The sequence below is a fragment of the Thermophilibacter provencensis genome, assembly GCF_900128445.1.
Lineage (GTDB): Bacteria > Actinomycetota > Coriobacteriia > Coriobacteriales > Atopobiaceae > Thermophilibacter > Thermophilibacter provencensis.
Window position 1 is genome coordinate 136272 of the sequence record NZ_LT671417.1, and the last position, 20595, is coordinate 156866.

Consider the following 20595-nt stretch of genomic DNA (forward strand, 5'->3'; position numbering starts at 1 on the left):
TGTTACGTCCGAGAAAACACCCTTGCGCGCGGGACGGCGGGCGCGTATTGTGACGCCAAGCACAGGGACGCCTTCGGGCCGAGCAGAGAGAGGAGCGCCAGACATGAGTCGCATCGCACGCACGTCCATGAACTGGTGGTGGCGCAGCCTCTCCGCGGTCGGTCGATCGTGAGTCTTCTGCGCCGAAAATAGCGCTTGAAGGGCTCCCGGGAGACCGGGGGCCCTTTTTTCGTGGCCACGAGAGGGCCCACGCCGCCCGGGCGCCGGAAGCGCCCCACCCGAGAAGAACCTCCTCCAGAAAGGAACCGCCATGTCCCAGAACGACTCCAGCCGGAACGCCCAGCCCGTCGCCCGCACCGTCGCCGCCGCCGACCACGGCAGGCTCGACATCCAGGCCCTCGTCCTTCTCGCCGTCCTTCTCGCCGCCGGCTTCATCCTCAACTTCACCGTCGGCAAGGCGATCTCGGGCATCTCGGGCGGCCTCATTAGCCCCGAGTTCATCATCTCCGCCTTCTGCCTCACCATCCTCGTGGTACGTCCCAACGTGGGCCAGGCCCTCGTGATCGGCCTCATCTCCGCCGCCGTCATCCAGATCACCACCACCTCGCCCTTCATCGACTTCGCCGCCGAGGGCGTCGCCGCCATGCTTATGGCCCTCATCGTCCGCGTCGGCATGGGAAGCGGCGCCAAGAAGGTCGTCCCTCTCATCGGCTCCTTCGTCACCACGGCGGTCTCCGGCGTGATCTTCATGCTCATCAAGATCGCCATGGTGGGCGCCGCCGGCGAGCTCGCCGCCGCCATGCTGCCCGTGGTCCTGCTCACCGCCGTGTTCAACGCCGTTCTGGTGCAGGCCCTCTACCTTCCCATCAGGAAGGCCCTCAAGCTCGCCGACTAGTGTGACAATGTCATGGCAAACGACCCTGTCACCTTTGTCAGTAACTGAAAGGCTCTCATGACCGAGGATGCGCCCACGATAATCCGGCTCGACGACGTCTCGTTCAAGTACGCGGACGCCGTCGAGCCGGCGCTCGACCACGTCTCCCTCGAAATTCCCGAGGGAGGCTTCGTCGGCGTCATCGGCCCCTCCGGCGCCGGCAAGTCCACGCTCGCCGCCCTGCTCTCGGGGGCCATACCCCATCACTACCGGGGGACCCTCTTTGGCTCCACGCTCGTGGACGGCCGCGACACCTGCGAGGTCACGCTCACGGACATATCCCGCGTGGTGGGCAGCGTGGCCCAGGACATCGACTCCCAGATGGTCGCCTCCGCCGTGGAGGACGAGATGCTCTTCGGCCTTGAGAACTTCGGCGTGCCGCACGATGAGATCGAGGCGCGCGTCACAGGCGCGCTCGAGGCGTGCGGCGTGCTCGATCTGCGCGGCCGCGAGATCGCCACGCTCTCTGGCGGCCAGAAGCAGAAGGTTGCCATCGCCGCCATCCTTGCCCTTCGGCCGCGCGTCCTCGTGCTCGACGAGCCGACGGCAGCGCTCGACCCCGCTTCATCCACGGCCGTCTTCGAGACGCTCCGAGACCTCAACGCAGAGGGCGTGACCGTCATCGTGGTCGAGCAGAAGGTGGCGCTGCTCACCGCCTACTGCGACAGCGTGGTGGTCCTGAGCGAGGGGCGCGTCGCCTTTGACGGAACGCCGCGCGAGGTCTTCTCGCATGCCGACGAGCTGCGCGCCCTCGGCGTGGACAGCCCGCGCGTGGCGCGCGTCTCCAACAGCCTGGCGCAGCACGGCGTCATGCCGCCTGCGCCCCCCTGCCTGAGCGTCGAGGAGGCGGAGGCGCTCGTGGCCGACCTCGTGCGCGGCCGCACCGGGCGCGGCGCCGACATCGCCCCCTTCCGCGCGGGCTCGCGCCACATCCCTGCCGCGGCGGCGCGCACGCCCGGGGCCGAGCCCGTCGTGAGCTTCCGCGACGTCTGCTTTGCCTACCCGGGAAGCGGCGCGTGCGTGACCGACCTCAGCTTCGACGTCTACCCCGGCGAGCTCGTGGGCGTCATCGGCCAGAACGGCGCCGGCAAGACCACGCTCACCAAGCTCCTGAACGGCCTATTGCGCCCCTCGTCAGGCTCCATCCGCGTGGCCGGGCTCGACATGCGCGACACGCCCACGAGCACCGTGGCCGCGCACGTCTCGACGCTGTTCCAGAACCCGGACCGCCAGATCTGCAAGGACACCGTCCTCGAGGAGGTCGCCTTCGGCCTCGAGCTCACGGGCACGCCGGCCGACGAGGCGCGCGAGCGCGCCCGCGCGGTGGCGGAGCGCTTTGGCCTGCCGCTCGACGAGGCGCCCTTCTCGCTCTCCCGCGGGCAGCGCCAGATGGTCGCGCTCGCCTCCGTCGTGGTGATGGAGCCCGAGGTCATCCTCCTCGACGAGCCCACGAGCGGCCTCGACTACCGCGAGTGCATGACCGTCATGGAGACGGTGCGCGAGATGGCCGACCGCGGCTGCGCCGTCGTCATGGTCTGCCACGACATGGAGGTCGTCTCCGACTTCGCGGAGCGGCTCGTCGTCATGGCGGACGGGCGCATCCTCGGGCAGGGTGAGACCCCGGAGGTCTTCGCGGACGTGGAGCTCATGGGTCGCGCTCGCGTGGAGCCGCCGCAGATCATCGCCCTCTCGACCGTGCTCGCGCGCGACGTCTCGCGCGAGTTCGCGGGCGTGAGCCAGGTCTCGGGCATCGTCGACCTCGTGAAGGAGCTGGTCAGCCATGATTAACATCATCGACTACGTTCCCGGGCAGACGCTCCTCCACCGCCTCAACCCCGTGAGCAAGCTCGCGCTGGCCGCCGCCATCATTGCGGCCACCTTCCTTGCGGACTCCTACGCCATGCTCCTCGGCCTTCTCGCCCTCACGTTTGCGCTCGCGGCGTACGCCGGGGTGGCCGGGAGGCTTGCCCCCCTGCTCAAGGTGCTCGTCCCGCTTGCCGTGGTCATGCTCGCGCTGCAGCTCGTCTTCGTGCGCACCGGCGCGCCCATCTGGGGAATCGTCACCACCGACGGCCTGGTCACGGGGTCCAAGGTCTGCCTGCGCCTGCTCGGCGTGGCGCTGCCGCTCGTGCTCGTGCTCATGGTGACCAAGCTCACCGACCTCGCCAACGCGTGCGTGGAGGTGCTCCACGTGCCGTACCGCTACGCGTTCACCTTCACCACCGCGCTGCGCTTCGTCCCCGTGTTCTCTCAGGAGATGAACGCCATCATGGAGGCGCAGACGGCGCGCGGCGTGCAGTACGACACCAAGAACCCCTTCAAGAAGCTGCAGCTCATGCTGCCCCTCTGCGTGCCCCTGCTCGTGAGCTCCGTCGGCAGGACCGACGCCACGGCGCTCGCCGCAGAGCAGCGCGGCTTCTACCTGCGCACGCGCGAGAGCAGCTACAAGCGCTACCCGCTCGCAGCGCGCGACTGGCTCGCGCTCGCATGCTGCGTGGCGCTCATCGCGCTCGGCGTGGCGTTCTAGGCGCGGAAGGCCGGTTCGAAAGCCCCGGTGCCGCCTTGCTCGTTTGCAGTGTACTCATTTGCCGCTATGCAAAGTACACTACATTCGAACAGCGAAAAAGCCGCAGGTAAGGAAATGGCACCCGTCAGGCCGTACTTGAGCGGGTCCCAAAAAAGTACACTACTTCTGAACGGAAGCCCCCGGGACGTCTCAGAGGGCCTAACGGGGGCGCCCGCCCGCGTGATATGCGCGGGCGGGCGCCAATCGCAAGGCGCGACATGAGGCGGGCGCCCCGAGAGGCGCCCGCACGCATCCGAAGCCGTCAGCGACTAGTCGTCGTAGCGATCGTCCAGGTCGTCGTCCCAGTCGTCGCGGTCGTCATGGTCGTCGTCCCAGTCGTCGCGATCGTCGTCCCAGTCGTCGCGATCGTCGTCCCAGTCGTCGCGATCATCGTCCCAGTCGTCGCGATCATCGTCCCAGTCGTCGCGATCGTCGTCCCAGTCGTCGCGATCGTCGTCCCAGTCGTCGCGATCGTCGTCCCAATCGTCATCGCGGTCGTAGCGATCATCGTGCCAGTCGTCCCAGTCGTCGCGGTCGTCCCAGTCGTCGTTGCCGTCGATGTCGGCCTCGAGGACCTTGCCCGTACGGGCGTCGACCTCGTACTCGTACTCAACGCCGCCGGAGGTGAACTCCATCTCGTAGACGCCGTCATCGAGCTCGTACTCGTGGTCGTTGAAGGAGGCCTCGGAAAGCCCCAGCTGAGAGAGCACGATGTCCTTCGCCGCGTCCAGGCCGATGTAGCCGCGGTCGTCCAGCTGCTCGGGGGCCACGGCGAGCGCGTCGGACTCAAGCCCGAAGCCTCCCACCGTGCTGCGGACGTCGTCCTCTATTCCGCGCAGGAAGTCGTCTCCCGGATAGCCCGACCCCTGCTCGAGCTTGACCACCACGTTGCGGTCGTGCCCGTCGACGGTCTGGTTGAAGTGACCCGCCTCGTAGATCTCCCCCACAAGTTCGGAGACGACGGTGCGGCACTCCTTGCCCCGATAGTCCGAGTAGCCGCCCACGATGCCCCTGCCCTCGTCGTTCACGCCCTCGATCTCGGTGACGAGCCCGGCGTCGTCGTACTCGATCTCGATCTCGGGGTTGACGCTCAGGAGCAGGGTTCCCGCGGCCTGGGCGACCGGGGTCTCCCCCGCGTCGCCCGACGCCTGGCCGGAGGGGGTGGCGGGGGTCGTTCCGCATCCGGCGAGAACTGCCGCAAGGGCGGCGCCCATCGTGGCGGTGGCGAGGATGCGCTTCAGGCTCGTGGTCTTCATGGTGTCCTCCTTGGGTGTCGGGGAGCCTCTTCTTTGCCTTGCAGTGAGAGGTTGCGTGGGCACCTTCTCAAAACCGGGGTCGCCAGAAAAATTTTTTTCGGCGACCCCGGGCGAGAAGAACATCAGGCGGGACTAGTCATCATCATCATCGTCGTCGTCGTCGCCGTCATCGTCGTCATCCCAGCTGTCATCATCGTCGTCGTCATCGTCGTCGTCATCGTCGTCATCCCCGTCGTCGTCGGCCTCGCCCCAGTCGTCGTCATCGAACGCAGGCGGCGCGGTCACCTCAGTCTGGGGCTCGGGGGGCGTCACCTGCTCGGCCGGAGGCGCGGGCGCGGCGTCCTCGGGCCCGGCGGCACCCGTCACCACCACCCGGTGGTCGAGGTGCACCTCAAGCTCCACGATCAGTCGGTCCTCGGTCGCGGTCTTCCACTCCTCGTCGTCGGACTCCACCGTGAGCTCGATCGTCCCGCCGTCATCGAGGTAGCCTTGCTCCTCGGCACGGTCCGCGAGGTCGTCCGAGACCTCGTCGATCGTCCGTCCGTAGTACGAGAACCCCTCGATGAGGTCATCGCCGTCGTCGTTCTCTCCGTCGAGCCCCACCACGCGGTCAAGACGGTTGACCGCGATGCTCACCTCGGGGTTGATGCTCATGTAGACCGTGCCCACCGGCACCTGCCAGACCGCGGCGCCCGCGACCACGGCCACGGCCAGGCATGCCGCGGCGGCCAGCAGCGCCACGCGGCGGCCGCTCGTCCTTCTCGCCCGGCGCGCCTCGAAGGGGATGACGTCGGCCTCCCCGAACGGGCTCCCCTCGAAGGTGACGACATCGTCGACCTCCTGCCCCACCTCGTAGCCGAGGTTGGGGACCTTCACGAAGCGGCCCTCCTCGTCGAGCGCCACGGCATAGCTCGCTGCGCACTCCATGATGAGGTAGCTCATCGAACGTCACCTCCCGTCGGACCCACGATCTTGTGGAGGTGTCCGCGGATGATGTCGTATCCGTTGGTGTAGGCCACGAGCAGCGCCACGAGGTAGCGCCGGTGCCGCTCGAGCGTCTTGCGCTCGACGCCCGCCCCGCGCGCAAGCTCCGCGATGGGCAGCTTGCCCGTCTCGGCGACCCTGTCGAGCAGCTCCTGGCGGCCACGCGCGTACGCGAGGGCACCCCGGCACGCCTCAAGGGTCCGCTGCTGGCGGGGGCTGTTCTCGGCCACGTCCGCGAGGCTCACCCCAAGGCGCTCGAGCTGGCGGGCAAACTCGGCGATCTCCGCCCGGCTGGCGCGGCGCGTCTCGCGCTCCCCGATCTCGTCGCGCTCCGACGCCAGCCGCTCCACGAGCGGGCGGTCGTCCTCGTCGTCCGCCCCGCCGCGCCGCTCGTCCAGCGAGGTCACCTCGGCATGGCGACGCTCCCGGCGCCGGAAGTCGATCAGCCGGTTCCTCACGCTCGTGGACGCGAGGGGCAGAAACGCGCCTCGCGCCTCGTCGTATGCAAGCACCGCCTCGTGAAATGCGAACATGGCGATCCCCAGCTCGTCGTCTCCCTCCCGTGCGGGCCGACCGGTGAAGCGGGCCGTCTCCGCCTTGATGAACGGAAGGTAGTCGCGCACCAGGCCGTCCGCTGCCCGCGAGTCGCCCTTCGCGGCCCGGACGCGGGCGGCCAGGTCCTTGTCCCGTCTCATCGTCCCCCCTCGGCGATAGAGTGCGCACGGGGCATCCCGTTTTCGGGGTCGCGCCATGAATTCGTCTGAACTTTTTCAGGTTACCGGGGTTGTCCGCCTGCTATGTAAGCGCCGCGTAAGGGGTTGCGGACGGTCGCCCGGCGCCCCCCGCGATTGACGCGCGCGTCGCGCGGCGGACGCATAGCGCGCACCCCACGCAGTCCCCTCGCGCATCCGCCCGGGATGGCAAGAGGGACTTTGCGCGGGGTGCGCGCTACGAACGACCCGATTTGTCGCGCGTCCGCTACTCCGAGTAGAACGACCCCATGTAGCGGATGTACTCGTCCTCGGTGTGGTTGGCCTTCCAGTCGTGGACGGAGGCCTTGTTGCGCTCGCCCGCGATCACGGAGAGCTCGTGGCCGAGCTTCTCGAAGGCCTCGTCGACGACCTCCTCGGGCGTCTGGGCGATCTTCATGACGGCCTCGCCCTGGGGACCGCCCGGCAGGTTGGAGAGCAGGCTCGGGGTGAGCGTAGTGCCCAGCGTGATGACCTCCACGTCAACGCCGGTCTTCTCGCACTCGCAGGCCACGGCCTCGGTCATCTTGAGGATGTAGGCCTTGCCGGCGCCGTACTGGCCGTTCCACGGGGAGCTGGAGATGCCGGTCATGGAGGAGACGTTAATGACCGCGCCGCGGTCCTGGGCGGCGAAGATCTGCATGTAGTGATAGAAGCACTTCATGAACGTGACCACGTTGACGTTGATCATGGCCTGGTGCTTCTCCCAGGGGGTGTCCTGGATCTTGCCGAAGGAGTGCAGGCAGGCCACGTAGCTCATGAAGCCCATGTCGAGGCCCTCGGTCGCGGCGAAGACGGTCTCGGCGGCCCCCTCCTCGGAGAAGTCGGCGCGCACCACCTTGGTCGCGACGCCGTAGTCGGACTCGATCTGCGCGGCGAGCTCGCGGAGCTTCTCCTCGCGGCGGCCCACCATGACGACGCTCATGCCGCCGGCGGCGACCTTCTCGCAGAACGCCTTGCCCACGCCCTCGGTAGCACCGAGGATGACCGCCCACTCGCCGTACTTCTCGCGCAAGTTCATGATCGTCCTTTCGTCGGGTTCGCTGGATGCGCCGCCATGATGGGGCATCGCCGGGCGGGCGCGGCCCCCCAATCCGCGGGCGGTAGCAAATGAGGCCGCGGTCAGACGCCGTAGGCGCGTGCGCGCGAAGCGCTATAGTGTCACACAGGTGCCACTCGGGCGGCACTCGTCCGGCGTCGCGCGATTAACGCGCACTCGTGCACGGGTTCTTAAATGCCAACTGGGAAAACGCGAGAAGAACCGTGCACGAGTGCGCGTTATTTCTCGTCCCGGGAGTCGACCGCCCGGCACGTCTGTCCGGCACGAGGCGTACCATGGCGCTAGACACGCGTCGTGAGGAGACCCATGGCCACACCGCCCACCGTCCTGGACATTCTGCGAGAGACCTTCGGCTACCAGAGCTTCCGCCCGCACCAGGCGGAGATCGTCGACGCCGCGCTCTCCGGGCGCGATGTGCTGGCGGTCATGCCCACCTCGGCCGGCAAGTCCATCTGCTACCAGGTGCCGGCGCTCGTCCTCGCCGCGCGGTCGGGAGGGCTCACCCTCGTGGTTTCGCCGCTCATTTCGCTCATGGCGGACCAGGTGGGGGCGCTGCGTCAGGCGGGCGTTGCCGCGTCCTACCTCAACTCCACCCTCTCCGCCGCCGCGCGCGCGAGCGTGCTCCACGGCATCGCCTCCGGCGCGCTCACGCTCGTCTACGTGGCGCCGGAACGCCTCGACGATCCGGCCTTCGCGGAGACGGTCGCCGCACGCGGCGTGGCGCTCGTCGCCGTGGACGAGGCGCACTGCATCTCGCAGTGGGGGAACGACTTTCGCCCCAGCTACCAGCGGATCATTGAGTTTCTTGGGGCGCTTCCCGCACGTCCGCCCGTGATGGCGCTCACGGCAACCGCCACGCGCGCCGTGCGCAAGGACATCGTGGGCGCGCTGGGCCTTGTGGACCCCTTCGTGGTCATAGCGAGCTTCGATCGGCCCAACCTCTCCTTCGCCGTCTCCCGCCCCCGCGGTCGCGCCGAGAAGGACCGCATGCTCGTCGCCTTCTGTCGACAGCGCGTCGAGCGCTCCGGCATCGTCTACTGCTCGAGCCGGCGCGCCGTCGAGGAGGTCTGCGATGAGCTGTGCGAGGAGGGGCTTCTCGCCACTCGCTACCATGCCGGGCTCACGCCCGAGGAGCGCGACCGCAACCAGGACGACTTCCTCTATGACCGCGCCCGCGTGATGGTGGCGACCAACGCCTTTGGCATGGGCATCGACAAGTCCAACGTGAGCTACGTGGTCCACTACAACCTGCCCCTCAGCCTGGAGAACTACTACCAGGAGGCGGGGCGCGCCGGGCGAGACGGGACCAAGGCGGAATGCCTCCTGCTCTACTCCCCCGGCGACGTGCATACGGCCGAGTTCCTGCTCTCTCGGGGAGAGCCGCGCGAGGGGCTCACCCCGGAGCAGGTCGAGGCGCTCGCGGAGCGCGACGCCGAGCGCCTGCGCCAGATGGTCTTCTACGCCACCACCACCGAGTGCCTGCGCGCCCACATCCTGCGCTACTTCGGCGAGGAGGCGCCGGCCTTCTGCGGCAATTGCGGAAACTGCCTCACGGACTTCGAGGAGGTGGACGCCACCACCGACGCCCTCAAGGTGGTGAGCTGCGTTGCGCGCGTCGCGCAGCGCGGGCGCAGCGCGGGCGCGTCGATGATCGCGGACGTCCTGCGCGGGTCGCGCGGCGAGAAGGTCCTGCGGCGCGGGTTCGACACGCTCTCCACGTACGGCATCATGGCCGACGTCCCCGCCGGCCGCGTGCGCGAGCTGATTGACGAGCTGGTCTTCCGCGGCGTGCTCGCGCGGACGGGAGGGGACTACCCCACGATCGCGCTCACGGGCGCCTCCGGCGCGTTCCTGCGTCGGGAGGCGCCTTGGGACGGGCCCTTCGTCCTCAAGGTGGCGCGAGGAGCTCCCAGGGCGGCGCGCGTGCCGGCGGCGCCCGAGAAGACCCGGGCAGCCACAGACGTCTCCGAGCTGGATGAGATCGGCCAGATCCTCTATGCCGAGCTCACGGAGCTGCGCGGCGAGCTCGCGCGCGAGCAGGGCGTGCCGTCCTACTTCATCTTCTCCAACGCGACGCTGGTGGACATGTGCGCCAAGCGGCCGCGCACGCGCGAGGAGTTCCTCGGCGTCTCTGGCGTAGGCGCCAAGAAGGCCGAGCGCTACGGCGATCTTTTCCTCGCACGCATCAACAGCTGAACGCGGGCCGTGCGAAGGGGACAGTCACTTTTGCACGCGTTTCCAGTGTGCAAAAGTGACTGTCCCCTTCGCACGGCCCCCTTCGCACGCCCCTCGCACGTCCTCCCGCTCAGAGCCCCACCGTGTAGAGCGGCTTGTAGCGGGCGCCGGACGGCCCGAGGATGCTTCGGAAGAGCGTGACGTCGCGGGCCTCGTCGGGCAGCGGAAACGCCAGGTCGCCGAGGTTGCCCCGGGGCATGCGGGCGCGCCGCGCAAGCGTGACGTGCGGTAGGAAGTCCTTCTCGTCATATGCGAGCCCGCGGGCGGCAAGCTCTGCCCGCACACGCCCGGCGAGGCCTTCGAGCTCGTCGTTCTTCTCGACGCCCAGCCAGAGCGTGGCATCACGCCCCCGCCCAAACGTCCCGAGCCCGGCCGCGACGAGCGGGATCGGCCCTGCGCCCGCGCAGGCCGCGTCGATCGCCAGCATGGCAAGCCGCGCGTCAGCCTCTCCCCCCTCTCCGAGAAACGCCAGCGTGAGATGGCGGTTCTCGGCCGGAACGAACCGGCCCGCGCACGTGGCCTCGAGGCGCCTCGCGAGCTCCTCCGTCTCGTCCGCAAACGGCCCCGGCAGCTCAAGCGCAATGAACATCCTCATGTCAGCCTCCTCACCAAGGGCCGGACCGGCATTCCGAGGGTATCATGTCGGGCGTGCCTCTCCTCGCTACCCAAAATGTCACCGATTTACTATCATTAACGGCCACAAGACGGCGGGTGCCACAGCGACAGACGGGAGACCCCGTGGACATAGTGAAGAGGGACGGACGCGTGGAGCGCTATGACGGCGAGAAGATCGTCTCGGCCGTGACCAGGGCCTTTGCGGACGGGGGTACCATCGCCGCGCGCGAGGAGCTTGCGGCGATCCTCGCTGACGTGGAGGCTCGCCTCGAGGACGGAGCGCGCGTCGAGGAGATCCAGGACCTCGTGGAGCAGGCCCTCATGCGCCGCGGCCACTTCGACGTGGCAAAGCGCTACATCCTCTACCGCCACCGACGCTCCGAGCTGCGCGCCGCGCGCGACGAGGTGGTGCGCGAGGTCGCGGGGGACGATGCCGCGCTCGCCTCCGAGCTCTCGGCCGTCCTCTCCCGCGCTCGGCGAGACTATCCCGACGAGGCCTACTCGCTCTCCGCCCTTCTCGCCCGCCTGCGCGGCTTCCTCAAGGGCGGCATGCGCCCCGACGAGCGGCTCTCCGCGCTCGTCCGGGCCGCCGTCGAGCTCACGAGCCAGGAGGCGCCCCGCTGGGAGATGATCGCCGGGCGGCTGCTCTCGCTCTCCGCCCGCCGCTCCATCGCGGACGCCTGCGCGCGCCGCGGGATCTCCGGCTTTGCCGACAAGGTCCGCCACCTCACGGACGAGGGCCTCTACGGCGCCTACGTCCTCGAGCGCTACGCCCCCGAGGAGCTTGAGCGCGCGGCCGCGCTCATCCGCCCGGAGCGCGACGACCTGCTCACCTACGCCGGGCTCGACCTCCTGCTCAAGCGCTACGTCATCCGCTCCCACGACCACGTGGCGCTGGAGAGCCCCCAGGAGATGTTCCTCGGCATCGCCCTGCACCTCGCCATGGGGGAGCCCGAAGACGTCCGAATGACCTGGGTCGGCCGCTTCTACGACGCGCTCTCCACCCTGCGCCTCACCATGGCCACGCCCACGATGGGCAACGCCCGCAAGCCCCAGCATCAGCTCTCCAGCTGCTTCATCGACACCGTCCCCGACAGCCTCACGGGCATCTACCGCAGCATCGACAACTTCGCCCAGGTCTCCAAGTACGGCGGCGGCATGGGCATGTACCTCGGCAAGGTCCGCGCGCAGGGCGGCTCCATCCGCGGCTTTGCCGGCGTCGCGGGCGGCACCACCCGCTGGATCCGCGTGATCAACGACACCGCCGTGGCCGTCGACCAGCTCGGCATGCGCCAGGGAGCCGTGGCCGTCTACCTGGACGCCTGGCACCGCGACCTCCCGGAGTTCCTGCAGCTGCGCACCAACAACGGCGACGAGCGCATGAAGGCGCACGACGTCTTCCCAGCCGTCTGCTGGCCCGACCTCTTCTGGAGGATGGCCGAGGAGGACCTGGATCAGGACTGGTATCTCATGTGCCCGCACGACATCCTCGTCGCGAAGGGCTATGCGCTCGAGGACAGCTTTGGCGAGGAGTGGGAGCGCCGCTACTGGGACTGCGTTGCCGACCCGCGCATCAAGAAGCGCGTCATCTCCGTCAAGGACCTCGTGCGCCTGGTGCTGAGGAGCGCCGTCGAGACGGGCACGCCCTTCGCCTTCATGCGCGACGCCGTGAACCGGGCCAATCCCAACCCGCACGCCGGCGTCATCTACTGCTCCAACCTCTGCACGGAGATCGCGCAGAACACCTCGGCGATCGAGGAGGTGAGCCGCGAGGTCGTGAGCGAGGACGGCGACACCGTGGTGGTCACCACCACGCGCCCCGGGGACTTCGTGGTCTGCAACCTCGCGAGCCTCACCCTGGGCCGCATCCCCGTGGAAGACGACGACGCTCTCGCCGAGGTGGTGGAGACCGCCGTGCGTGCGCTCGACAACGTGATCGGCCTCAACTTCTACGCCCTTCCCTACGCCCGGCTCACCAACCGGCGCTACCGCTCGGTGGGGCTCGGCGTCTCCGGCTACCACCACCTGCTTGCCCGCCGCGGCATCTCCTGGGAGAGCGACGAGCACCTCGCCTTCGCGGACGAGCTCTTCGAGCGCGTCGCCTACCATGCCATCAACGCCTCTGAGCGCCTCGCCGAGGAGCGCGGCGCCTACCCGCTCTTCCCCGGCAGCGACTGGGCGACGGGCGCCTTCTTCGAGAAGCGCGGCTACGTGTCGGGCCGCTGGCGCGAGCTCGCGGCGCGCGTGGCGGAGCACGGCATGCGCAACGCGTACCTGCTCGCCGTTGCCCCCACGAGCTCGACCTCCATCATCTCCGGCACCACCGCGGGCGTGGACCCCGTCATGCGACGCTTCTTCCTCGAGGAGAAGAAGGGGTCCATGCTGCCGCGCGTGGCGCCCGACCTCTCGCCCGAGACCTACTGGTACTACAAGCCCGCCCATCTCGTCGACCAGCGCTGGAGCGTGCGCGCCGCCGGCGTGCGCCAGCGGCATATCGACCAGGCGCAGTCGGTGAACCTCTACATAACCAACGACCACACCATGCGGCAGGTGCTCGAGCTCTACCTCGAGGCGTGGCGCTCCGGCGTCAAGACGATCTACTACGTGCGGAGCAAGTCGCTCGAGGTCGAGGAGTGCGAGAGCTGCAGCAGCTAGGGGCCAGCTCCCCGCCACAGGCAGATCTACCAACCAGGCTTTAAAAGAGGAGGCCATCGTGACCGAAAGGCTTACAAGGACGCCGCTGTTCAACCCGGGCGGCGACACGGACGTGAGGCTGCGGAGGATGATCGGGGGCAACACCACCAACCTCAACGACTTCAACAACCTCAGATACCCATGGGTATCCGACTGGTACCGCCAGGCGATGAACAACTTCTGGATCCCCGAGGAGATCAGCCTCTCCCAGGACGTGAAGGACTACCCGCGGCTCTCTGAGGCGGAGCGCACGGCCTACGACAAGATTCTCTCGTTTCTCGTGTTCCTCGACTCGCTGCAGTCCGCGAACCTCCCCAACGTGGGCGAGTACGTCACGGCCAACGAGGTCAACCTGTGCCTGCACATCCAGGCCTTCCAGGAGTGCGTCCACTCGCAGAGCTACTCCTACATGCTCGACACGATCTGCTCCCCCGAGAAGCGCGACGACATCCTCTACCAGTGGCGGACCGACGAGCGCCTGCTGGCGAGAAACACCTTCATCGGCGAGCAGTACAACGAGTTCCTCGAGCGTCAGGACGCCTTCACGCTGCTCAAGGTCATGATGGCCAACGTCATCCTTGAGGGGGTGTACTTCTACTCGGGCTTCATGTTCTTCTACAACCTCGCGCGCAACGGCAAGATGCCCGGGAGCGCCCAGGAGATCCGCTACATCAACCGCGACGAGAACACGCACCTCTGGCTCTTCCGCAACATGATCGTGGAGCTCCAGCACGAGGAGCCCCAGCTCTTCACGCCCGAACGCGTCGAGGTGCTGCGCGGCATGCTCGAGGAGGGCGTGCGCCAGGAGATCGCCTGGGGGCGCTACGTAATCGGCGAGAACATCGACGGCCTCACGGGGCAGATGGTCGAGGACTACATCCGCTACCTCGGCAACCTCCGCTGGCACTCGCTCGGCTTCGGCACGCTCTTCGAGGGATGCGACCGCGAGCCGCCTGACATGGCATGGGTCTCCCAGTACAGCAACGCCAACATGGTCAAGACCGACTTCTTCGAGGCCAAGAGCACCGCCTACGCCAAGTCCACCGCCCTCGTCGACGACCTGTAGGCCCGAAGCCGTACGAGGGGGGCGTGCAAAAGTGCCTGTCCCCTTCGCACGCCCCCGCCCCCTTCGCACGCTGAGAGGCCGTCCCGCACCCCGTCCGGCCAACGGGATGCGGGACGCCATCGCATGCCCCGGAGGCAGAGGCTATGCCAGCTTGTCTGCCACGAGCGAGAAGACCTCGCCGGGCGTCTCCGCCGCCACCACGCGAGCGACAAGCTCCTGGTCCTGCACCAGACCAATGACCTTGCGCAGGGTCTCCAAGTGGTCCTTGGGGTCGGTGAGCGCGAGCATCACCACGAGGCTCACCTCGCACGTCTGGGTCTTGTCCTCCATACGGCCCCACGTGGCGGGATGACGCAGCACGCCCACGCACATCGCACCCTCGTTCACGTTCTCAACGTCGCAGTGCGGGATGGCCACGTTGACATCGCCCGCAAAGAGACCCGTGGGGAAGCTCGCCTCGCGGTCGAGAATCGCCTGCCGGTAGGAGTCCTTCACGTAGCCCGCCTCGTGCAGGACGTCCGCGAGCGCGCCCTCGGCCTGCTCGCGCGTCAGGGGCTCCTCTATAATCATGACCAGCGACTCATTGAACGTCAGTGCCGCCATTTTCACTCCCTTCAAATCCTGTCCGCGCCCTGCGGCGCGCGGCAGGGCCTACTCGATGTTCGCGTGACGCGCCGCCAGCTCCGCCGAGTCCTGCCCCGTTCGCTCCATGAGCTCAAGCACCAGCGCATCGTAGATGAGAAGCGATGCCTCCTCGAACGTTGACGCCATCGGCTGCGCCGAGCCCGCGCCGCCCTTCGCCTGCGCGGGAATGACCACGGTGACGTCTGCCAGTCCGCCTATGGTTGAGAGCGGGCTTGCCGTGACCAGTGCCAGGCGCATCTCGCAGGACTTTGCCTGAGCGGCCTGGTTGGCGAGAGACGCCGTCTCGCCGGAGCCCGACCCCACCACCAAAAGGTCTCCTGCCTTGGTGTGCGGCGCCGTGACCTCGCCAACCACGCTCACCGAGAGGCCCAGGTGCATGAGGCGGTTTGCCAGCGCCCGAACCATGAGCCCCGAGCGGCCAGCGCCCGTCACGTAGATGTGCCCGGCCCGCAGCACCTCATCGGCAAAGGCCGCAATCTGCGCAGAGTCCACCCCCTCGACGGCCCTCGAGAGCTCGTCGAGGACAACACGTGTCCGTACCATCAAAGTGCCTTTCTCGTAACGGGGCCGGGCCCGCACAGGGGACCGGCCTCGACACGTCTACTCCGCCAGCGCGGCGTCAATCTCCGCGAAGGTCTCCTCCTCGCCGATGCCGGTGAGCAGGCCCACGCCCACGATCACGCGCGTGGTCACGCCCGGCTGGTCGATGGCCGTGGACGAGACGATGAGGTCCTTGCTGTTGAACTTCTCGGTGGTGCAGTCCATGAGCGAGGCCTTCTCGATGTCGGCCGCAAGGCCCACCTCGTCGAGGTGATCCTGCAGCGCCGCCACCATGATTGAGGAGGACGCGATGCCGTTGCCGCACACAACCAGAACCTTCTTCATGTCAGTGCCTTTCTCTCTGCAGGCGCTCGCCCGCGGTTACCAAACGACAAGCGATGGAATCCGGCGCCATGGGGCGCCTTTCCCGCGCTACTTCGACACAGCCTCGGCCTTCGCGGCGGCGATGCTTGCGGAGCGCCTGCGGTGCACGAGCACCGCCACGCCAACGAGGATGCCGCCGATGAGGATGAACGCCGGCAGGCCGACCTGGCTTGCCCAGGCAAAGAGCCCGGTGAAGGGGTTTGCGGAGGGGTTCAGCGAGGAGTACACCACGCCCTCGGCCGCGTTAGCGCCAAACTGCTGGAACACGGCGTTGGTGGCGTCGGTCATCCAGGTGGCAATGTAGAGGCCGCCGCCAAACAGGACGATCGAGCTGATCCAGGTGCGGAAGATGTTGCCCTTGAACACGGGCACCATGCAGGCGATGAAGAACACGAACTGCGAGAGGTCGCCCATGGGCATGACGCGGTTGCCGGGCAGAACGACGGCGAGAAGAACGATCACGGGGATGAGCAGCAGGGCGGGCGCGATGACGGCGGGGTTGCCTACGATGAGCGCGGTGTCCATGCCCACGGTGATGTCGCGGTCGGGGAAGCGCTTGACGAGTGTCTTGCGGACCGCGTTGGACAGCGGCACCAGGCCCTCCATCATGATGGAGGTCATCTTGGGGATGAGCAGCATGACGGCCGCCATGTACATGCCCAGCTGCACGGTCGAGATGCCCGCGGTGTAGGGGTCGGACCAGTCAAAACCAAGGACTCCGAGCAGGATGCCCAGGATGAAGCCGATGATGGTGGGGTCGCCGAGGATGCCCAGGCGCTTCTGGACGCTCTCGGGGGTGATGTTAATGTTGCGAATGCCCGGGATGTGGTCAAACAGCCAGTTGAACGGATACGCAAAGATTAGGTACGTGTTGGCAACGGGGTGGGAGATCGAGACGCCCTTGGGGAGATGGAAGAACTTCTCGTTCTGATCAGCGCCGAGATCGGCAGCGACGAGCGCCCACACGTGGAAGAGACCCGCCGTAAGCACGCCATAGAGGAAGTTGCCCGAGAAGGCGTAGACGATGGCGCCCATTGATGCGTTCTGATGCAGGTTGAACACGTCCACGTTCACGCAGTCGGTCAGCTTGAGCACGAGCATGAGGATGTTGATGCCCACGCACAACGGGATGATTATCGCCCCCATCGAGGAGCCAAACCCCATGACCGCCGTTGCCGCGCCGCCCACGTCAATAGCATCGAGCGAGGAGCCGAAGCGCTCAGTGAGGCCCGTAATTGCCGGGGACACCTGATCGATCATGAGATTCACCGCCATGGAGAGCGCGATGAAGCCAATGCCCACCTTCATGGCGCACTGGATGGACTCGCCCCAGCTGCGGCCAACTATCTTCATGAGGATGAGAAAGATGATGGGAATGAATACGTAGTTTCCTAGGTCGTTGATGAACGTTGCGAAAAAGTCGAGGAGCGCGGTTATCGACTCCATGTTCCCTCCCCTGTCTATGCCTCGTCGGGCTCAAAGCCCATGTTCCATGCAACATAGTCCGGCTTCACGAGATTGCGCTCGTCGCTCGCCTTGGCCTCGAGCAGGTTCCTCTTTGAGTTCTCCCGCGCCGTGGCAAAGTCAAACGGCTCGTCGAGCCACGCGTCCACGATCATCTCCATGGCCGGCAGTCCGTTCACGCGCATCCCAAGACCGATCACCTGGGCGTTGTTCGAGAGACGGGCACGCTTCGCCGAGTACGGGTCACTCACCTGAACAGCACGAATACCCCAATGCTTGTTGATTTGACAAGTAAAGCCAATTCCCGTTCCGCAAACGTAGATTCCCAGGCGACAAACGTCACGCTGGATGACCTCAGCCATGTCGTCAGCCAGGCGGGCGAAGGTGTTGACGCCCTCCTCCGGACACGTGACCGGATCAAACACGATCTCCGCGCCTTTCTCCTCAACGAGATAGCGCTTGAGCTCCTCCTTTCTCTCAAAGCCGATGTCATCGCACGCAATGGCGATTCTTGTTGGCATGTCTCCTTCCTTTCTCTCCCACATTCTCTCCTTTTTAAAAGACCAATCTATACCAATCAATTTAATTGGTCTTTCTTGCTAATATGTATCCTAAAATTGGTATTGATTGGTTTTCTAGGGCATTCCGGTGAACGGCACAATATTCAATGCCAACGGTTACCAATTAAGACCAATCTGAAACAAAGTACAATCGCCTTGGTCCCTGGCGAGTCAGCCATAGATGACAAGAGCCTAGAAAGAGGGAGGTGCCCGTATGCTACTCATGGACGAGCGCCGCGAGCGCATTTTGGAAAAGCTCGTGTCTACTGGATCCGTGCACGTGAGCGAGCTCGCGAAGGAGTTCTCCGTCACATACGAAACCATCCGAAAGGACCTCGCGCACCTCGAGGAGCAGGGTTACCTTGTCAAGAGCCATGGAGGGGCGACCCTCAAGCAGAACGCAATCGAGAACCCCTTCACCGTGCGCGAGCGCGAGAACATCGATGACAAGCAGGCCGTGGCACGACGCGCCATCGAGCTCATCCCGGAGGGGAGCTCGCTCATCATCGCCACGGGCAGCACGATTCTCGAGCTGGCAAAGCTCCTCTCGCTCAAGAGCGGCCTCAAGATCTTCACCGACTCGCTGCCCGTCGCCGTGGCGCTCATAAAATCCGACAATCAAGTCTTCTTCTTCGGAGGGGAGCTGCGCGACCAGAGCTCGTCGGTCTGCGGAGGCTGGACGGTCTCCCAGATCAGGCAGGTCAAGGTTGACCTGTGCTTCATAGGCACCGACGGCTTCGCAAACCTCGACGGCCCCACAAGCCCCTCGTCATCCGACGCCTTTATCGACCAGGTAATCATCGAGCACTCGGAGCGTCGCTACGTTCTGGCGGACCGCTCGAAGTTCAGGCGCAAGAGCCTCTACCGCATTTGCGGATGGGACCAGATTGACACGCTTGTTACCAACGAGGGGGTTGACGCGCAAGACCTCGAGGCCCTGCGCGGCAAGACGGAGGTCAGCTTGGTCTAGGTGCCAGACGAGCCGCAATCGGCACATGGCTGCCCCCTCGCACCCAACAGAACAAGTGTTGCAGAAATCATGAGCAGCCCGGGCATGATGATTTGTGTCCGGGGCACGTTGCATCATGGTCTCACGATAAGAACGTCTGTTTGGGAGCAACCATGGGGCACGCGTATCTCTGCATAGACCTCAAGTGCTTCTACGCCTCCGTGGAGTGCGTGGACCGCGGGTACGACCCGTTCGAGCGACGCCTCGTGGTGGCGGACCCGACGCGCGGGCCCAAGACCATCTGCCTTGCCGTATCCCCGGCCATGAAGGCGGCGGGGGTGCGCAACCGCTGCCGCGTCTTCGAGATACCGGATGGGATCTCCTACGAGATGGCCCCGCCGCGAATGCGGCGCTACATGGAGGTCTCGGCCAACATCTACGGCCTCTACCTCAGGTACTTCTCGCCTGAGGACATCCACGTCTACTCGGTCGACGAGGTCTTCATCGACGTTGGGCCCTACCTGGCACTCTACGGCAAGGGACCGCGCGAGCTCGCCGTAGAGCTCATCGAGCTCGTTCGCCGCGAGACGGGCATCTGCGCCACGGCCGGCATCGGGACCAACCTCTTCCTCGCCAAGGTCGCCCTCGACGTCACGGCCAAGCACGCTCCGGACAACATAGGGGAGCTCGACGAGGAGCGCTTCAAGTGCCTCATCTGGCCCCACCGGCCGATCACGGACATCTGGGGCATCGGCCCCGGCATCGCGCGCCGGCTCGCCGCGATGGGGGCGCATGACCTCGGGGGCGTCGCCCTCCTTCCCGAGAAGGCGCTCTACGACGAGTTCGGCATCAACGCCGAGCTGCTCATCGACCATGCCTGGGGCGTCGAGCCCTGCACCATGGCAGAGATTCACGCCTATCGGCCCAAGGCAACGTCCACATGCAACGGCCAGGTGCTCGCCCGCGACTACGACTTCGACGAGGCGCGCGTCGTCTTGCGAGAGATGGTGGACGCCTCCGTTCTCGACCTCGTGGAGAAGGGCGTGGTCTGCGGGCACATCTCGCTCTCCGTGGGGCATGCCGTCGAGCGCAGCTGGGACGACGCGCCGACGCGGACCTTCACGGGCGAGCACGGTACACGGCGCATCAGCCGAGACGTGCCGCGCTCATCCGCGTCACGCAAGCTCGGGGAGCTCACCAACTCGCGCTCGCGCCTCTCGCGGTACTTCCTTAGCCTCTATGACGAGGTCGTCGACCCCAACCGCCCGATCAGGCGCCTGAGCATCGGCATGGGAGGGCTCCTGCCGGAGGAGCTGTCCTCGATCACGCTCTTCACGGACCCGCAGGCCGAAGGGGCCGAGCACCGGCTCGCCGAGGCCACCATAGCGGTGAAGCGGCGCTTTGGGAAAAATGCCCTCGTCCGCGGCATCAGCTACCGGCGCGGCGCCACCGGGCTCGAGCGGAACGTGCAGGTCGGAGGCCATCATGAGTAGAGCCGGGGAACCGCGCCGCCATGCCGACCGAGCAGCTCAGTTCATGCCCTTCGCCGCGCTCACCGGCTACTACGACCTCGTGCGGGAGCGCGAGCGCGTGACCGAGCCGCGCCGCGAGCCCTCGGAGGAGGACGCGGAGCGCATCTCATCAGAGCTCGCCGGCACGCGGCCGCGCGAGCTCGTCCGCGTGACGTACTATGCCGACGGCGCCTATGTCACGCGGGAGGGCATGGTCGCGCGCATGGACCTCGCGGCACGCGAGCTCACGGTCGTACGCACCCGCATCCCCTTCGACGACGTGTGGCGCGTGGAGCGGCTCTCAAGCCAAACCTCGCCCCACAGCGAGAGGCCCGAGCAAATGTAGTGCACTTTTTTGCGCCCCCTCAGAGTGAACGGGCGCG

19 protein-coding genes are annotated in these 20595 nt (G+C 66.7%); 9 read left to right on the plus strand and 10 right to left on the minus strand.

The genetic code is table 11. The features are described 5' to 3' along the window. Positions 1–310 precede the first annotated feature (310 nt). Genes BQ7391_RS00615 through BQ7391_RS00625 form a run of 3 tightly spaced genes read left to right on the plus strand, consistent with a single transcriptional unit; the run spans position 311 to position 3461 of the window. Entirely contained in the window at positions 311–895 is a 585-nt protein-coding gene (locus tag BQ7391_RS00615) for a hypothetical protein (RefSeq protein WP_075278842.1), read from the plus strand. 57 nt (positions 896–952) lie between these two features. Next, on the plus strand, positions 953–2722 hold the full coding sequence (locus BQ7391_RS00620; protein WP_075278843.1) for an ABC transporter ATP-binding protein: 1770 nt from the start codon (positions 953–955) through the stop codon (positions 2720–2722). Beyond that, positions 2715–3461, plus strand: coding sequence for an energy-coupling factor transporter transmembrane component T family protein (locus BQ7391_RS00625; RefSeq protein WP_075278844.1), 747 nt, complete (start codon positions 2715–2717; stop codon positions 3459–3461). The genes BQ7391_RS00620 and BQ7391_RS00625 overlap by 8 nt, the downstream gene beginning before the upstream one ends. Before the next feature lie 308 nt (positions 3462–3769). Here the strand turns inward: BQ7391_RS00625 and BQ7391_RS12060 are convergent, their stop codons facing one another. The 4 genes from BQ7391_RS12060 to BQ7391_RS00645 all read right to left on the minus strand — a co-directional run bounded on the left by BQ7391_RS12060 (position 3770) and on the right by BQ7391_RS00645 (position 7510). After that, on the minus strand, positions 3770–4756 hold the full coding sequence (locus BQ7391_RS12060; protein ID WP_075278845.1) for a PepSY domain-containing protein: 987 nt from the start codon (positions 4754–4756) through the stop codon (positions 3770–3772). Positions 4757–4888: 132 nt separating this feature from the next. Next, positions 4889–5698, minus strand: coding sequence for an anti-sigma-I factor RsgI family protein (locus BQ7391_RS12440; protein WP_200799552.1), 810 nt, complete (start codon positions 5696–5698; stop codon positions 4889–4891). Beyond that, on the minus strand, positions 5695–6435 hold the full coding sequence (locus BQ7391_RS00640; protein ID WP_075278846.1) for a sigma factor: 741 nt from the start codon (positions 6433–6435) through the stop codon (positions 5695–5697). Before BQ7391_RS00640 ends, BQ7391_RS12440 begins: the two co-directional genes overlap by 4 nt. 283 nt (positions 6436–6718) lie before the next feature. After that, complete coding sequence (locus tag BQ7391_RS00645; protein ID WP_075278847.1) at positions 6719–7510, minus strand: 7beta-hydroxysteroid dehydrogenase; 792 nt, start codon at positions 7508–7510, stop codon at positions 6719–6721. Positions 7511–7855: 345 nt separating this feature from the next. Here BQ7391_RS00645 and recQ point away from each other — a divergent pair, with 345 nt between their 5' ends. After that, positions 7856–9745, plus strand: a complete 1890-nt coding sequence (recQ, locus tag BQ7391_RS00650) for a DNA helicase RecQ (RefSeq protein ID WP_075278848.1) — start codon at positions 7856–7858, stop codon at positions 9743–9745. A 109-nt stretch (positions 9746–9854) separates the two neighbouring features. On the opposite strand, the gene thpR is transcribed toward recQ, so the two are convergent. Beyond that, positions 9855–10379, minus strand: a complete 525-nt coding sequence (thpR, locus tag BQ7391_RS00655; protein ID WP_075278849.1) for an RNA 2',3'-cyclic phosphodiesterase — start codon at positions 10377–10379, stop codon at positions 9855–9857. A gap of 143 nt (positions 10380–10522) precedes the next feature. Between thpR and BQ7391_RS00660 the strand changes: the two genes are divergently transcribed. Both BQ7391_RS00660 and BQ7391_RS00665 read left to right on the plus strand, forming a co-directional pair. Beyond that, positions 10523–13054: a ribonucleoside-diphosphate reductase subunit alpha gene (locus BQ7391_RS00660; protein WP_075278850.1), complete on the plus strand. Its 2532-nt coding sequence runs from the start codon at positions 10523–10525 to the stop codon at positions 13052–13054. Between the two features lie 58 nt (positions 13055–13112). Next, positions 13113–14159 (plus strand): ribonucleotide-diphosphate reductase subunit beta, encoded by a 1047-nt coding sequence (locus tag BQ7391_RS00665; RefSeq protein ID WP_235858598.1) that lies wholly within the window; start codon positions 13113–13115, stop codon positions 14157–14159. 141 nt (positions 14160–14300) lie between these two features. On the opposite strand, the gene BQ7391_RS00670 is transcribed toward BQ7391_RS00665, so the two are convergent. From BQ7391_RS00670 to BQ7391_RS00690, 5 genes are all read right to left on the minus strand, one after another. After that, positions 14301–14762 carry a PTS sugar transporter subunit IIA gene (locus BQ7391_RS00670; protein ID WP_075278852.1) on the minus strand — a complete coding sequence of 154 codons (462 nt, stop codon included), beginning with the start codon at positions 14760–14762 and terminating at the stop codon, positions 14301–14303. A gap of 48 nt (positions 14763–14810) precedes the next feature. Next, the gene (gene hxlB, locus BQ7391_RS00675) at positions 14811–15347 is read right to left on the minus strand and encodes a 6-phospho-3-hexuloisomerase (RefSeq protein ID WP_075278853.1); all 537 of its coding nucleotides are present in this window, start codon (positions 15345–15347) and stop codon (positions 14811–14813) included. Positions 15348–15404: 57 nt separating this feature from the next. Further along, positions 15405–15689 carry a PTS sugar transporter subunit IIB gene (locus BQ7391_RS00680; protein ID WP_075278854.1) on the minus strand — a complete coding sequence of 95 codons (285 nt, stop codon included), beginning with the start codon at positions 15687–15689 and terminating at the stop codon, positions 15405–15407. Between the two features lie 87 nt (positions 15690–15776). Continuing rightward, positions 15777–17174 carry a PTS galactitol transporter subunit IIC gene (locus BQ7391_RS00685; RefSeq protein ID WP_075278855.1) on the minus strand — a complete coding sequence of 466 codons (1398 nt, stop codon included), beginning with the start codon at positions 17172–17174 and terminating at the stop codon, positions 15777–15779. A 14-nt stretch (positions 17175–17188) separates the two neighbouring features. Next, positions 17189–17713, minus strand: a complete 525-nt coding sequence (locus tag BQ7391_RS00690) for an RpiB/LacA/LacB family sugar-phosphate isomerase (protein ID WP_075278856.1) — start codon at positions 17711–17713, stop codon at positions 17189–17191. 253 nt (positions 17714–17966) lie between these two features. Here BQ7391_RS00690 and BQ7391_RS00695 point away from each other — a divergent pair, with 253 nt between their 5' ends. The 3 genes from BQ7391_RS00695 to BQ7391_RS00705 all read left to right on the plus strand — a co-directional run bounded on the left by BQ7391_RS00695 (position 17967) and on the right by BQ7391_RS00705 (position 20558). Next, positions 17967–18722, plus strand: a complete 756-nt coding sequence (locus BQ7391_RS00695) for a DeoR/GlpR family DNA-binding transcription regulator (protein WP_075278857.1) — start codon at positions 17967–17969, stop codon at positions 18720–18722. Positions 18723–18874: 152 nt separating this feature from the next. Continuing rightward, entirely contained in the window at positions 18875–20194 is a 1320-nt protein-coding gene (locus BQ7391_RS00700) for a Y-family DNA polymerase (RefSeq protein WP_075278858.1), read from the plus strand. Further along, positions 20187–20558 (plus strand): YolD-like family protein, encoded by a 372-nt coding sequence (locus BQ7391_RS00705; RefSeq protein ID WP_075278859.1) that lies wholly within the window; start codon positions 20187–20189, stop codon positions 20556–20558. Before BQ7391_RS00700 ends, BQ7391_RS00705 begins: the two co-directional genes overlap by 8 nt. Positions 20559–20595: the final 37 nt, after the last annotated feature.